Source organism: Bifidobacterium porcinum (genome assembly GCF_055378475.1).
Genome location: NZ_AP029603.1, coordinates 1636306 through 1650564, shown reverse-complemented (window position 1 = coordinate 1650564; position 14259 = coordinate 1636306). Strand labels below are relative to the sequence as shown.

At 59.9% G+C, this 14259-nt stretch carries 10 protein-coding genes and 1 tRNA gene; 5 read left to right on the top strand and 6 right to left on the bottom strand.

The window, feature by feature from the left end; genetic code table 11:
- Window positions 1-232: 232 nt before the first annotated feature.
- The 3 genes from ACZ41G_RS06525 to ACZ41G_RS06515 form a co-directional block, all read right to left on the bottom strand.
- On the bottom strand, window positions 233-2389 hold the full coding sequence (locus ACZ41G_RS06525) for a DUF4037 domain-containing protein (protein ID WP_464146253.1): 2157 nt from the start codon (window positions 2387-2389) through the stop codon (window positions 233-235).
- Window positions 2390-2501: 112 nt separating this feature from the next.
- A complete protein-coding gene (locus ACZ41G_RS06520; protein WP_464145016.1) occupies window positions 2502-3014 on the bottom strand; it encodes a hypothetical protein in 513 nt (170 codons plus the stop codon).
- 593 nt (window positions 3015-3607) lie between these two features.
- A tRNA-Pro gene (locus ACZ41G_RS06515) sits at window positions 3608-3684 on the bottom strand.
- A 164-nt stretch (window positions 3685-3848) separates the two neighbouring features.
- On the opposite strand from ACZ41G_RS06515, the gene lysS reads away from it, so the two are divergent.
- The 3 genes from lysS to ACZ41G_RS06500 all read left to right on the top strand — a co-directional run bounded on the left by lysS (window position 3849) and on the right by ACZ41G_RS06500 (window position 7993).
- Entirely contained in the window at window positions 3849-5474 is a 1626-nt protein-coding gene (gene lysS, locus ACZ41G_RS06510; protein ID WP_464146251.1) for a lysine--tRNA ligase, read from the top strand.
- Between the two features lie 741 nt (window positions 5475-6215).
- On the top strand, window positions 6216-7154 hold the full coding sequence (menA, locus tag ACZ41G_RS06505) for a 1,4-dihydroxy-2-naphthoate octaprenyltransferase (protein WP_464145014.1): 939 nt from the start codon (window positions 6216-6218) through the stop codon (window positions 7152-7154).
- Window positions 7155-7255: 101 nt separating this feature from the next.
- Window positions 7256-7993 carry a phosphoglyceromutase gene (locus ACZ41G_RS06500; protein ID WP_015450890.1) on the top strand — a complete coding sequence of 246 codons (738 nt, stop codon included), beginning with the start codon at window positions 7256-7258 and terminating at the stop codon, window positions 7991-7993.
- 255 nt (window positions 7994-8248) lie between these two features.
- Here ACZ41G_RS06500 and phoU read toward each other — a convergent pair whose 3' ends face one another.
- A complete protein-coding gene (gene phoU, locus ACZ41G_RS06495; RefSeq protein ID WP_441482388.1) occupies window positions 8249-8935 on the bottom strand; it encodes a phosphate signaling complex protein PhoU in 687 nt (228 codons plus the stop codon).
- A gap of 247 nt (window positions 8936-9182) precedes the next feature.
- On the opposite strand from phoU, the gene ACZ41G_RS06490 reads away from it, so the two are divergent.
- The gene (locus ACZ41G_RS06490; protein ID WP_464145013.1) at window positions 9183-10469 is read left to right on the top strand and encodes a sensor histidine kinase; all 1287 of its coding nucleotides are present in this window, start codon (window positions 9183-9185) and stop codon (window positions 10467-10469) included.
- Between the two features lie 166 nt (window positions 10470-10635).
- On the opposite strand, the gene ACZ41G_RS06485 is transcribed toward ACZ41G_RS06490, so the two are convergent.
- Window positions 10636-10890 (bottom strand): DUF2530 domain-containing protein, encoded by a 255-nt coding sequence (locus ACZ41G_RS06485; RefSeq protein ID WP_015450886.1) that lies wholly within the window; start codon window positions 10888-10890, stop codon window positions 10636-10638.
- Between the two features lie 74 nt (window positions 10891-10964).
- Between ACZ41G_RS06485 and manA the strand changes: the two genes are divergently transcribed.
- Window positions 10965-12392: a mannose-6-phosphate isomerase, class I gene (gene manA, locus ACZ41G_RS06480; protein ID WP_464145010.1), complete on the top strand. Its 1428-nt coding sequence runs from the start codon at window positions 10965-10967 to the stop codon at window positions 12390-12392.
- A gap of 460 nt (window positions 12393-12852) precedes the next feature.
- On the opposite strand, the gene serC is transcribed toward manA, so the two are convergent.
- A complete protein-coding gene (serC, locus tag ACZ41G_RS06475; RefSeq protein WP_033507604.1) occupies window positions 12853-13995 on the bottom strand; it encodes a phosphoserine transaminase in 1143 nt (380 codons plus the stop codon).
- Window positions 13996-14259: the final 264 nt, after the last annotated feature.

The following is a 14259-nucleotide window of genomic DNA, read 5'->3' as shown; positions in this document are numbered from 1 at the left end:
ATTCGCAGTGCGAACATTTGCCATGATATGCATGCCCATCCCGCTATGCATGGCCTGATTCGCCGCCGGCGCTATTGCGACACGCTGAGCGCGACTGTGCAGACCGGGCTGTACGGATGCAACTGTGCAGACGAAACCGCTGGAAAACAATCGCGCAGCCGCTGAACCGCCTACTGCCCAGTGCCGAATGCCGACCATTCGGCACATTGCCGGCGGTTCGTCGAACTCCCATCTAGATGCTATGCAAACAGGCGGCATCGCTGACGATATGCGCCTCGACATGCGGTCGCTGCCATTCGAGGAAGCGTTCGTTGCTGTGCGTCAATCCTTCACGTTGGAGTTCGGCGACGATATCCGAGCATATGGCATTGACCACAGTGCTGATTTCATCGGCGGCTTCACGTGGTGATGCCCCTTTGCCATAGCAGGCGTCGCTTGAGAGGCGAAGAACCTGTTCCAGCTGTTCGCAAACGCCGGCGAGCCGCGTACCCATGCGGGCGCTGAGACGGCGCAGGGCGGCGAATCGCCACTTGTAATAGGGTGCGTATCCGGCAGAAACCGGCGTGTTGATCAGGAACACCAGCGAGGAGACCGCGTCCGCGAATTCGCTGATGGACAGCCACGCCGCGCTGCCATCACCGCGGCGCAGCATCCGGGGCAGATTGTATTGCCCGGCTTGGCTGATCATGCCCAATCGGCGCGAAATCAGCGACAACCGCACATCGTCAGGCATGAGTTTGAAACCTTGGCGAGTCTTGGAGAATGCGCCCAGCGGGTCGGCGAACACCTGGCCGTTGGTCGCCGTGGCGAGAGTCGCCTCGTCCAGCATCAGCCATTCATGCGGATGATTGGCACTAGGGGCTTGGCGGTATCCGGTCAGGGATTCGAAGAAGTCACCGATACGGAATACTCCCACCCGCCTGCCAGCACCTTGCGCTCGCGGTGTGGTCTGACGCGGTCCGAACCCGAGGAATCGCTCCGGCAAGGCATCGTAGTCCGCTTGCAAGCGCTCGCCGATCCGCTCGTAATCCCCGTCGGTCAGCCACAGGCAGAAGCCATGGCCGAAATCATGGTCGCGGGAGAGCAAATCGTCAAAACCGTAGCATTCCGAGCCATGTCCGACCAATCCGGCGGCGATGCGACCTTGATACTCCGGGTAACGTTCCGCGATTAGCGGCTTGCCGAATTCCGCCCAAGTGCGCCGAGCCAGTTGCAGACCGGTAATTTCCGGTTTGAGATCCGCACTGTCCGAAGTGATGTTCCGCTTGCCGGCGTGCCGGTGGTTGGGCCGGGCATCCTGTTGCCCTTGCGCTGCCGAATCGACGGCATGTGCGGCGGATGTCGATTGCTCTGCAAGCGCGTCTTTGGCGGCTTGGAGATTCTCGCTGGTGGTCCGGTAATACTCCGTGTCGGTGCCGTAGCATTCGGCGATGACGTCGAGCGCCTTGCCATACAAGGCAGCGGCATCTGCGAATGCGCCGTGCATGAAACGTACCTGTGCCGCAGCAGCCAGTGCGGAAGCATAATGCGCGCTGTGGGTCAGATCGCCTTCATCGTAGATTGTCAACGCATGCTGAGCGTCGTCGTCGGCTTGGTCAAGTAACACGGCAGGGGATTGCGCATTCGCTTCGCTCCTGCCCGCGGCCTCGTTCTTGCACGCCTCATGCCACAATTCCAGTTCGACCAGCGCAAGATTGACGTAGGTGGATGCGATGTCGGGGTCCGTGTGTCGGTCCGCGCCCGAATTCTCGAGGATGCCCATTGCCTGCACGAGCTGGTCGCGCGCCTCGCCCAGACGGTTCGTCTCGCTGTAGAGCATGGACAGGTTGTTATGCAGCGCGGCGAGCCGCCTGTCGCGGGGTCCGTAGGTTGTTTTCGCGTTGTCAAGCGCTTGGCGGTACAGGTCTTCCGCTTGGTTGTATTGCCGTGCGGCGCGCATGGCGGTGGCGGCGTTGACAAGCGTCGTCGTCCACGACTCGTTGCCGGCGATTCCCATGCGGATGCCCAGTTCGAGCGCCCGTTGCACAATCCACTGGTTGTCCTCGTGCCGTCCCTGGGAACGGTAGAATCCCATCGTTTCATTGAGGACGGTCAGCAATCCGGCGTTGTCACCGGCGTTTTCGGCATCGGTCATTGCCTGTTGCAAGTAGGCTTCGGCGTCTTGACCCGCGCGATGCTTGTCATAGATGGCGTCCAGACCGGCGAGGAACGTGTCTACGTCAAATCGGGGGTGATGGCTGTCTGAGGCGTGATTGCCGGAATCGTTGGAATCGTTGTCATTCCGGTTTTCGGCATCATCCGGGGTTTCAGCATCTTCGTCATCGGCTGCGGTGCACGGCCTTGCGCCGAACAACGCAGCAGGATTATTCGCCGCCTTGAGCGCCGCCATCAACGCGTCCGGCGCCGGCGTAGAATCCGTGCCATCGCCGGTCATACTGCCGCGCCCAGGGATGGCATCGCCGCCGGTCATATCGTCGTCATCATGGGTGTGCGCCAAATCATTAAGATTCGTCATGGTCCCGCTTCTCCAATTCCTCATTGAGCCAACGCACGTAAGCCCTTACCGACTTCTGCGCCATATTGTCATCGGGCCTGGGCTCTGTCGCTTCCGATACTAGAGCAGCATACGCTTCGCGATCGCTGTTGTACGCCGCCGTCTTGATACCGTGTTTTTCCGCGGTCTGTACAACCACGTTGTCTATCTTGTGGTTCAGCTCTTCCGTTGTGATATTGATTGGGATTCCCAACCGTCGCAAGTTATCGAAGGGGTCAGGTTCTTTGGAGCTGGCAGATGCGTGACGGCCCACGGGTTCGCTCTGTGCGGTGGAGCCGAAGGACTTCCACACGACGCGATCGACCGACGCGAGCTCGCCTTTCGCCTGACCGAGCGCCACTGCATACGCGAGGTTCCAGCCGTAAAGTTGGGCGTCCTTCGTGGTGCCGCGTTCGCTTAAGTCGCTGTAGTCCTTGAGATACTTGCCCGGTCCGAGCACATGATGGTACAGCCGCATCATCGGGTGGTTGCGTCATGGTCGTCGGTGAAGCCGAGGAATCTCCTTGGTAGGTTCCTGCCGCGTCGAAGCTGATACCGTCAAAGGAATTGTCTGCCGGGAATGCCGGAGTGAACGGTCGAGGACTGTTCTGGTCGTCGTGCTCCATGGCGTGTGTGCTCCTTTATCGCAGACCGTCGGCCCGGTGTTGGATAGGTTTGCAGCATGGTCGGCTGGACTGTTGCTGCTTCGGCACCGGCAGCGTTGGCAACGTTTGCATCCGTTGGCATCATCCTGACCCTCGCACGGGGCCGATTGCCGGGTTGGTACTGTCCCACAGGCGGAAGTTGGTACCAATTCCTCATGCGTTCACCTGTGATTCATCTTGCCGGATGTTGCGCGGGGAGGAGCGGGAGAACACCGCGGGATGCGGGTTTTCGTGATGAACTCCCGCAGGAACACGTGGCCCTGTTTCGACCGTCACTCTACAAACTGGTTACGCTGGCGACTCTCCCGGCGTAGGCAGTTTGCGGAATGGGAAGCCGGACAAGCATGTCGGCCTATCGACCGAAAAAAGAAAGGCCAAACCACTGGGATTCCAATGATTTGGCCTTTGATGGTCGGGCTGGCGGGATTTGAACCCGCGGCCTCTTCGTCCCGAACGAAGCGCGCTACCAAGCTGCGCTACAGCCCGTTTTGGCAACGTCCGTTACTATACAGCAATTGCAGAACAATGCCAAATCGGTGTGTCGCGTTGTGTATTGGCACTTCGATACACTGGGGTGCATGACGAACCCTGAACAATCCGCGGAAGACGCCGCGGAACAGCATACCCAGCATACTGAAGACGCGCCGGTCATGACGACCGTCGAACACGCAGAACTTCTGCTGGAACAGGACAAGAAGATCCGCTCCAATATCGATGAAGGCAAGAGCCTTGACGAGGCAATTGACCCGAGTAACAAGGAATTCGGCCCGCTCGCACATCCCGAGCAGGTTCAGATGCGTGTCGCCAAGCGCGCGCTCATGCTCAAGGAAGGTGTGCAGCCGTACCCGGTCCATGTCGATGTGACCGCCACCATCGGCGAGGTACGTGCCAAGTACGACGGCAAGCTCAACGCCGGTGACGAGACGCAGGATGTCGTCGGCATCGCCGGTCGCGTGCTTTTCCTGCGCAACGGCGGCGGCCTGTGCTTTGTCAAGCTCGCCCAAGGCGACGGCACCGCCATCCAAGGCATGATCTCCAAGAAGGAGATCGGCGCGGATTCCTTGAAGCAGTTCAAGCAGATGGTCGATTTGGGCGACCACCTGTTCCTCAAGGGCCGCGTCATCGCTTCGAAGACCGGCGAACTGTCCGTCTTCGCCAGCGAATGGCGTATCGCGGCGAAGGCCCTGCAGCCGTTGCCTGCCCTGCATAAGGAGCTGAGCGACGACACGCGCACCCGCAAGCCGTACATCGGCATGATCGCCGACGAACGCATTCGCGATATGGTGCGTAAGCGTTCCACCGTGGTCTCCTCGCTGCGTCACACCTTCGAAGGCCATGACTTCCTCGAGGTAGAAACGCCAATGCTGCAGACCGTGCACGGCGGCGCCGCGGCACGCCCGTTCACCACGCATATGAACGCCTTCGATATCGACCTGTATCTGCGCATCGCTCCGGAACTGTTCCTCAAGCGCTGCCTCGTGGGCGGTATCGACCGTGTGTTCGAAATCAACCGCGATTTCCGTAACGAAGGTGTCGACGCCACGCACGCCCCCGAATTCACCATGCTCGAGGCCTATCAGGCGTACGGCAATTACGACACGATCGCCGCGCTGGTCAAGGAGCTCATCGTCAAGTCCGCTCTTGACGCCTTCGGCAGCACGAAGGTCACGCTGCTCAACGGTGAGGAATACGATTTCGGTGGCGAATGGAAGACCATCAGCATGTACGATTCGCTCTCCGAGGCGCTGGGCGAGGAAATCGTTCCGAACGGCGGGCCGGACAATCCGGGCACGTCAGTCGAGCACCTGGGCAAGATCGCCGACAAGCTCGGTGTGGAACGCGACGACGTGGAGAACCACGGCAAGCTGGTTGAGCACCTGTGGGAGCACTTCTACGAGGACAAGCTGTACGAGCCGACCTTCGTACGCGACTTCCCGGTGGAGACCAGCCCGCTGGTCAAGTCCCACCGTTCAAAGCCCGGCGTGGTGGAGAAGTGGGATTTGTACGTGCGCGGTTTCGAGTTGGCGACTGGCTACTCCGAGCTCAACGATCCCGTGGTCCAGCGCGAACGGTTCGTCGCCCAGGCCAAAGACGCGCTCGCCGGCGATGTCGAGGCCATGGATATCGACGAGGACTTCCTCGAGGCGCTCGGTGTGGGTATGCCGCCGGCCGGCGGTACCGGTATGGGCATCGACCGTCTGCTCATCGCGCTGACCGGCGCGACCATCCGTGAAACGATCACCTTCCCGCTGACCAAGCCGCTGAACCTTCAGTAAGTCATTTAAGTAAGTCATCCGGGTTCCCGAACCCCAGGTTTGGCGGGTTTCCGGGTTTCCAAGCATCGGTGCCGGCTCAGGATTCTTGAGGATTCTCGAGGATTCTGAACCGGCACCAATGTGTCGATTGCTGGGCATTGCCCAGATTCCCAAATTGGTTATGCCGACGATGGACTTAGCGTCACCAGTTTGGGAACAACAATGTTGTTGTCTTTACGGGAAATTGAATCCACAGCGTTGGAAAATGACTGGTGATTGCAATGCTGCGGATGCGATTTTCGTCTGATTAATACTCGTGAGTATCTTATTTTCGTCAGGGAGTCAGGGCGACTGCTGATTTGCAATACAGGGTTGTCGGCCGGTCATCTGACGGCTGATTCCAAGGGTTCATGGTGTGAGCCGATCCTCACAAAACTCGGCATGCGGGTGCTGAGGACGCTTGGTTCGGCAAGACAAGGTGCCGTTGTGTGAGTGAATCCTCGCACGGCGGCGGGTGTTGGGGCTGGCGGCGTGTGATTTTCGCGTTCGAGCCCTCACTGTGTGAGTGAATCCTCGCATGGTGACGGTCTGTCGTGCCGATTGCCTCAGGCGCCGCTCATCAAGGTGCCGTTGTGTGAGCGGATTCTCACACAATGCGTGCTGTTTTCGTGGCTTGCACCATTGCCTCGTGCGGCCGCAACGGATATAGTTGATGGCCTGTTGATCGGCGATTTCGTCAGAGCAAAGGAGTAGGGAGGAGGTATGAGAGAGATGAGATTCGCGGATTGGATTCGTGGAGCCCGGCCGAAAACGCTGCCATTGGCGGTGGCTCCGGTCATCACCGGCGCCGCTGTCGCCAGTGTGTCCGGCGTGCCGTATGATTCGCGGTTCCTTGCGGTGATGCTGTTGTGCATGGGTGTGGCGTTGTTCCTGCAGATTGCGGCGAATTTCGCGAATGATTACTCGGATGGCATCCGCGGTACCGATGAGCACCGGGATGCCGCAGGTGCGGCTGGACATGCGGCCGATGAGCAAGCTGCGGTGCGTGCGCCAACCCGCCTAGTCGCTTCCGGCGTTGTTCCCAGACACGTGTTGTTCGCTGCAGGCGTGAACGCGGCGCTCGCTTGTATCTGCGGCCTTGCGATATGCGCGCTGACCGGGTACTGGTGGTTCATCGCGGTCGGCGCGGCGTCACTGATTGCCGGCTGGTGTTACGTGGGGGGAAGTCACCCGTACGGGTATCACTATCTGGGTGAGGTCTTCGTCTTTGTGTTCTTTGGGCTCGTGGCGGCATGCGGGACGATGTTTGCGCTGTCCGGCCGCGTCACGGCGGGCGCCTTGTGCGCGGGAACCGCGAACGGACTGGTCGCGGTCGCCGTATTGTGCGTGAATAATCTGCGCGATATCGAATCCGACCGCGCGCATAGCAAACATACATGGATGACCGCGCTTGGCCGCACGTGGGGTACGGTGTTCGCCGATGCGCTGTTGGTTGCGGCCTCGATTCTTGCGATTGCCCAAGTCGCCGGATGGTTCGTGTCGGTTCCTGTCATCACTGCGGTGTGCGTGTTCATGTGCATCGTCCAGATAGCCGCCTGCGATGCGATTAGCCGCGTCGACTACCGACGTGCCCTGCCCCTGTGCGTGCTTGGTTCTCTGTCGGTCTCGCTGGTCTTTGCAGCGGCTGCGTTTCTGGTGTAACCCACGCGCTGGAGCATGGTCGCGCAACGGATGAGGGCGGCCGTGTCCGCACTTCGCGCAAGAGGGCCGCATTTGGGAGGCCGAGGCGCTAGACTGGGACCATGACTTACAAACTAGTACTGCTCCGACATGGTCAGAGCGCATGGAACAAGACCAATCAGTTCACCGGCTGGGTGGATGTCCCGCTGACCGAGCAGGGCGTCGAGGAAGCCAAGCGTGGTGGCCAGCTGCTCAAGGAGAAGAACGTCCTTCCGGATATCGTGTTCACCTCCCTGCTGCGTCGCGCCATCAACACTGCGAATTACGCGCTTGACGAAGCCGATCGCCTGTGGATTCCTGTCCAGCGCAGCTGGCGCCTGAACGAGCGTCACTACGGTGCGCTGCAGGGCAAGAACAAGAAGGCTATCCGCGAGGAATACGGCGACGAGAAGTTCATGCTGTGGCGCCGCTCCTATGCCACCCCGCCGCCAGAGATCGATCCGAACGACGAGTATGCGCAGAACCATGATCCGCGCTACACCGGCGATCCGGTTCCGGAAGCCGAGTGCCTGGCCGATGTCGTCAAGCGCGTCGAGCCGTATTTCAAGTCCGCCATCGAGCCCGAGCTCAAGGCTGGCAAGACGGTTCTGATTGCTGCTCACGGCAACTCTCTGCGCGCCATCGTCAAGATGCTTGACGGCCTGTCGGAAGAAGAGATCGCCAAGGTCAACATCCCGACCGCCATCCCGCTGCTGTACGAGCTGGACGAGAACTTCAAGCCGATTAAGCCGCGTGGCGAGTACCTCGATCCTGAGGCTGCCGCTGCCGGTGCCGCCGCTGTCGCCAACCAGGGCAAGTAGTCCGGTTTGCAGGCATAGGCCTGAATTCTTTCGCAAGTGCCCGCGTCGCCTATATCAGGCGGCGCGGGCACTTGCATTCCGCTGGGGCGACGATAGGAAACGGTAGCGGGAAAGGTACCAACAAAGCTATACGTGCGCAGCTGTACGTACGCGCAGCCACGCAAAAAATAACAGGCGGGCCCGCGCCCCCATATGAGACGCAGGCCTGCCTGTTTCAGAATCTGATTGACGGCACCCGCTGTTCAGCGGTTTCGGTCACAGGCCAACGACGGGCGTGTCTTCGTCGCGGCCGGGGTCCTTGCTCGGATCGAAGCCGGACACGATGTACACCACGCGCCGCGCAGCGGACACCGCGTGATCGCCGAGCCGCTCGAGGAAGCGACCGATCAGCACCACATCGATGAGCTGCTGCTTCGTGCCGTTCCACTGATCAGAGAGCACCAGTTCAAAGGTCTGATGGTGCAGTTGGTCAAGCTTGTCGTCATCGAGGATGATGTTCTCCGCGATCTTCGTATCCCTGTCCGCGAGCATGTCCACAATGCGGTCAGCCGTGTTGCGTAGGAACGCAACCATCTGCGTGAAGATCTCACGGGACTCCTCTGGCAACGCATTCTGCGGATAGGCGCGACGGGCAGCCTCCGCGATATGCCGGGCCAGATCGCCCATGCGCTCAAAAGTCGAAGCCAGGCGCAAGGTAGAGACGACGACTCTCAAATCGGTCGCCACCGGGTTTTGCTTGGCCAGCAGCCTCACGCACTGGTCAAGGATGCTGGACTCCAAAGCATCGATCTCGATATCGCCGTCAATAACCGCCTGAGCCTTGTCGATATCCGCGTTCATCAGCGCATCCCCAGCGCCGTTGATCGCCTTGCGGACGTCTTGCGCCATACGATCGAGATCGTCGGCGACGGCTTTCATCTCCTCATTGAAAATAACGCGCATTGCTCTGCCTTTCCGGGATTATTCCATTCGCTGCGTGAGCGGTCGCGCACGCTTCCTTATTGCTCATCGGATGCTGTTGCCGCAGTCGCCACTCCTCCCAGTCTATTCGCAACACGTGCGGAATGCCACATCAGCTGGACGTAGTTGACGATGGTTCGTGCAGAATTCATGTAACCGTTCATCTGCGGTTCATCTTAGTGCCGTCTCGGTGTGGCATCGCCACAGCAAACTGTGCGACAATGGCCGCATGGGTTCATGTTGGACTGTATGGTATTGCGTGGTCGCGGTGACGATCGCCGCCTGTGTGGCTGCCGTCATCGCCGTGACGTTGAACGATATTCATCATGGGGTCAATCCGTTGCGGCGGCTCACCTCCCACCCACAAGGCGGTTTTCTGAGGCTGGGACATCGCACGGACCAGCGGCAGGGGCGGCAAGACGTGGAAGACCTTGAGGATTCCACGCAAGCGCTTTTGGCGATGATTCCGGTTGCATCTGCCGTGGTAGACGACCACGATGACGTCATTAGGGCGAGCTCCGCCGCGTATACGCTCGGTGTGGTACGGGACGAGTCGTTGTGCAACGAAGATATCCTCGCGGCAGTCCATGAAGTGCGCAGCGCCGGCGGGCGCAAACAGCTGGATATCACCACACAGACCGTTCCACAGCGTATCGTCGGACCGAAAGGGGAGTCGGCACAGGAGGCTGGATTGCAACAGGTCCGGGTCATCAACGGCGTATCGCGTCCGAATTGGCTGAAAGTCACCGTCGGCAGAATCAACTCGCGTTTCGTCGTCGTGCTGCTGGATGACGTCAGCGAATCAATCCGGTTCAGCCAAGTCCGCGAATCCTTCATCCAGAACGTTTCTGAACAGCTCATCGAGCCTTCGCAAGCGTTGGAGCGTCTTGCGGATTCGCTGGAGCATGATGATCTTGACCGTGAGTCGGTCAAGCGGCAGGCCGTCGAAGTGAGACGCGCGTGCAAACACATGGAGCATATGGTTTCCGATTTGCTGCTGCTCATCCGCTCGCAGGAACCCGTCACCCCTTCGAGCCATAACCGGATCAATGTCATGGACCAGCTGCGCGATGTCGTGCAATCCCATCTCGGGCAGGCGCAGCAAGCCGGAGTGCAGCTCGAGCTGTCCGGAGACGACAGTCTTGATATCAACGGCGAATCCGATCAGATCAAGGCCGCGGTAGGCAAGCTCATCGAAAACGCTATCGGGTATTCCCCTCAAGGCTCGACGGTCGCGGTCTCGGTCAAGCGCTCGCAGGATGGCGGGAACGCGTCTGTCAGCGTCATCGACCGCGGGTGTGGCATACCGAAGGCCGAACAAGAGCGCGTGTTCGAGCGTTTCTATCGTGGCAGCGAGCAGAACGAGCGAACCGAGCATGGCATCGGTCTGGGGCTTGCGATTGTCAAACATGTGGCGCTGACCCATCACGGCAACGTGACGGTATGGAGCGTTCCCGGGCAGGGGAGCACGTTTACGATGTCGCTGCCGCTTGCGCAGGACATAGTGACAGTCTGAATCTGTGAACCTGACCCAAGCGGGCAGGCCAGGCGCCGTAATCTGTGGATGCTCAAGGCACCCGGGGCGCACGGATACCAGTGATGTTCGTGATACGTGATTTTCCTGCGCCTTGGTTACCGGTTCGCGCTAGCGCCGCTGCGACAGCGGGAAGGTGGCGTAGCAACTATTTTCCGAGCCTGCGATAATCCCAACGGTCGAAATGCTCCCAGACAAGCAGGATGATTCCGACGAGCACGCCGGCGACGCATACGACCAGCTCCTTGAGTGCGGGCACATGCAAGGCGAGGAGCATAGCGCACACAATCAATGCCGCCATCCACACCGCCGTACCAATGAGGAACACTTTTCTCAGGTCGACACGCACGGGCTTGGGCGACGGCCTACGGGCCGCCGGATCAAAAATCGGAGCCAACTTCATACCATTACCATAACGTGCGGGGTAACCTTATAAGATGTTGTTCGCCGGAAGAAAGGATTGCCACAGCCGTGTATGTGATACGTCCAGTCCCAAAGCGCTATGCGTGGGGATCCTACAGCCGTCTGCAAACCCTGTTCGCCGACGAGCTTCCTGCGCAGATGCTGGACGACGGCCAGCCGCTCGCCGAAATGTGGTTCAGCGGGCACCCGCAGTCGCCCTCGCGGCTTGAAGCCCCGGACGGTTCGTGCACCACGGTGCCGCAGGCGATTCGAGACCATCCTGAAGCAATGGTCGGGCGGCGCGTATCCGAGCAGTTCGGTCCGGAACTGCCCTTCCTGTTCAAAATCATCGCTGCACGTATCCCTCTGTCGCTGCAGGTGCATCCCGTGGATTTTGAAGCGCGCGCAGGGTTCAACGCTCAAAACGCGCAAGGTATAGCGATGGACGCCCCGGAACGCTCGTTCCATGACGCCGAAGCGAAAAGCGAGATGGTCGTCGCCCTAGAGCCGTTCCACGCTTCCGTCGGCTTCGGCACCATCCGCTTCATGTTACGTAATCTCAGCATGGTCGGCCATCCGCTCGCATCGCGCATGGTCGAAGCGTTGACCGAACGGACCATGCGCATCGGGCAGACACCGGAGGGATTCGAGCAGGCCGATGCGATGATGCCGGTGTCCTCGATGGTCTGGCCTGATTCACGTCGACGCATTTTCCGTGCCTTCTATACAGCGATTACCGCTCCGCCGACGGACGACCTGCAAGCGCAGTTGCGATATGCCTCGCTGCGTGTCAGCGATCCTGTCTCCCGACTCGCGTTCCGGCATGCGCTCGCCGCCGCCGAGGCGTTTCCCGCAGATCCCAGCGTGCTGACATTGCTGATGCTCAATCCGGTCTCGCTTCAGGAGGGTGAATCCGTGTTCATCCCTGCTGGGACCCCGCACGCGTACATCCATGGCACGGCCGCTGAAATCATGAACAATTCAGACAACGTGCTCAGGGCGGGAATGACCGTGAAACATAAGGACATTCCACGGTTGCTGCACACGCTCAACTGTCAGCCCGGAGCCCCGGTGGATCCTGCCGATGCGCAGTTCGGGGACATGGCGACGCGTGATGGCAACCTCATTGTGTACCGGCCGCATATCGATCAGTTCATGCTGGCGTACGGCACCACCGGTCCGCACACCCAGGCGTGGCCGGTGATGGACAGGGTTCATCGGCGCTATGGCGCGTTGTTGCGGCAGCTGACCTTGGGACGTGTGAATCAGGGGCGCAACAAGCCGCGTATCGTGTTGTGTACCCATGGGATGGTGCGATGCTCCAGCGAACAGGAATCCCGCGTACTTTCCGCCGGGCAGGCGGTGTTCGTGCCCGCCTGCGAAGGGTGGGTCACTGTGGAATCCGCCGGGGATGAAGGCGAAAGCGTGGCCGGTCGAGATGGCCAAGTTGGTCGGGATGGCCTGGTCGGTGGTTCCTTCCTCATGGCGACGACGCAGGTGTGACGCGTCTTGTGGTGCTGTCGTCGGCTGCCAGACAGAGAAAATCTGAAAATCTCGACGACAGCGTGGAATTGTCGAGATTTTCAGAGAAAAGTCTCATAATCTCTTTTAACGCCGCTATATCGAGATTTTTTCAGATTCCGTATGTGCCGTTTCCGTTGGGCAGCTGCCGTAAAACGTTGAAATTCCAGGCTTTGAAAGCGCTGTGGCATGTGCGGGGTGCGTTGTGAAATCTCAAAATCTCTCGATATTTGCGAAACCGCGAGTTATTCAGATGTTTTTCTCAATATCTCGCCGCATCGGCGTATTTTGCGAGATATTGAGATTCCGGTACGACGTTCCGGTTTCGTTTTCTGGTTTCGTGTTTCGGTTCCTGCTATATCCCGATTCCATGAAAAACAAAACTGCCTACGCCCGCACCACGGCAGACGTAGGCAGTCAGGGGCATCGGATGAATCGCCGATTACAGGTGCTCGACGATGTAGTCGACGCACTTGGTGAGCGCCACGATATCGGACGGTTCGACCGACGGGAAGACGCCGATGCGCAGCTGGTTGCGTCCGAGCTTGCGGTATCCGCCGGTATCGACGATTCCGTTGTCGCGAAGCGCCTGGATGACCTGCTTGGCGCTGATTGCATCATCCAGATCGATGGTCACGGTCGCGGTGGACCGGGCGGATTCGTCCTCGACGAAGGGGTGTGCGTATTCGCTGCGTTCCGCCCACTGGTACAGCAGCGACGCGGATTTCGCGCACCGGGCGTGGGCCCATGCCAGCCCGCCGTTGTCGTTGAGCCAACGGATCTGGTTTTCCAGCATGATCAGGTTGGCCACGGACGGCGTGTTGAGCGTCTGATCCTTGCGGGAGTTGTCGATTGCGGATTTCAGGGACAGGAAGGCGGGAACCCAGCGCCGCGCGCCCTCGAGCTTCGTGCTTTCCTCCAGCGCATACGCGCGTTCGATGGCAGCGGGGGAGAGGATGGCGATCCACAGGCCGCCGTCGGAGCCGAACGCCTTCTGAGGGGAGAAGTAATAGGCATCGGTCTGGGAGATGTCGACCGGCAGGACGCCGGCACCGCTGGTTGCGTCCACCAAGGTGATGGCGCCCTGTTCAACGCTGCCGGGGATCCGCTTGACCGGTGTGGCCACGCCTGTTGAGGTTTCGTTATGAGCCCAGCAGTAGGTGTCCACGTACTCGGTGAGCTCGGGGAGTCGATAGGTTCCCGGTTCCGAGCGGAAAATCTCCGGCTTCTCAAGGAACGGGGTCTTGTCGGCCTCGATGGCGAACTTCTCGCTGAAAGAGCCGTATACGCCGAAGGCCGCCTTGCGGGTGATGAGCGAAGCACACGCCATATCCCAGAACGCGGTCGCGCCGCCGTTGCCAAGAACGACTTCATACCCGTCGGGGATGGTGAAGAACTGAGCAAGACCCTCGCGAATGGACCCGACGAGCTGCTTGACCGGCGCCTGGCGGTGGGAGGTGCCGAGCAGCTTGGTGGCGCCGGCGTCGAGAGCCTGCACCTGCTCAGGGCGGATTTTGCTCGGACCGGAGCCGAACCGACCGTCCCGTGGAAGCATGGATTCGGGAATTGTTACTGTATTGCTCATGCTTGCTAGGGTAGCCAATCGGGTGGATTGCCGACATCCCCCGTACATATCGTGGTCATTGCCATGGATGCCCCCGATGGCTGCCGGCTACTGCTTGCCAGTCGGGGCGAGCAACGGGATTCGTGATTGTAGGACACGCCGATGCGGTCGTGCATATCGACTGAAATCCGTTGTGTCCCGGTGGCTATCGCGGTTTGGGCGGGCCGAGTGCAACGTTTGACGTGTTGCCATGTGGGCAGGAGGGGTTGTAAGGTAGGGCAGTAA

Bases quoted from the DNA above. Each gene is read 5' to 3' on its own strand.
- ACZ41G_RS06525 (WP_464146253.1), bottom strand. From the start codon at position 2,389: ATGGCGGCGCTCAAGGCGGCGAATAATCCTGCTGCGTTGTTCGGCGCA.
- ACZ41G_RS06520 (WP_464145016.1), bottom strand. From the start codon at position 3,014: ATGATGCGGCTGTACCATCATGTGCTCGGACCGGGCAAGTATCTCAAG.
- lysS (WP_464146251.1), top strand. From the start codon at position 3,849: ATGACGACCGTCGAACACGCAGAACTTCTGCTGGAACAGGACAAGAAG.
- menA (WP_464145014.1), top strand. From the start codon at position 6,216: ATGAGAGAGATGAGATTCGCGGATTGGATTCGTGGAGCCCGGCCGAAA.
- ACZ41G_RS06500 (WP_015450890.1), top strand. From the start codon at position 7,256: ATGACTTACAAACTAGTACTGCTCCGACATGGTCAGAGCGCATGGAAC.
- phoU (WP_441482388.1), bottom strand. From the start codon at position 8,935: ATGCGCGTTATTTTCAATGAGGAGATGAAAGCCGTCGCCGACGATCTC.
- ACZ41G_RS06490 (WP_464145013.1), top strand. From the start codon at position 9,183: ATGGGTTCATGTTGGACTGTATGGTATTGCGTGGTCGCGGTGACGATC.
- ACZ41G_RS06485 (WP_015450886.1), bottom strand. From the start codon at position 10,890: ATGAAGTTGGCTCCGATTTTTGATCCGGCGGCCCGTAGGCCGTCGCCC.
- serC (WP_033507604.1), bottom strand. From the start codon at position 13,995: ATGAGCAATACAGTAACAATTCCCGAATCCATGCTTCCACGGGACGGT.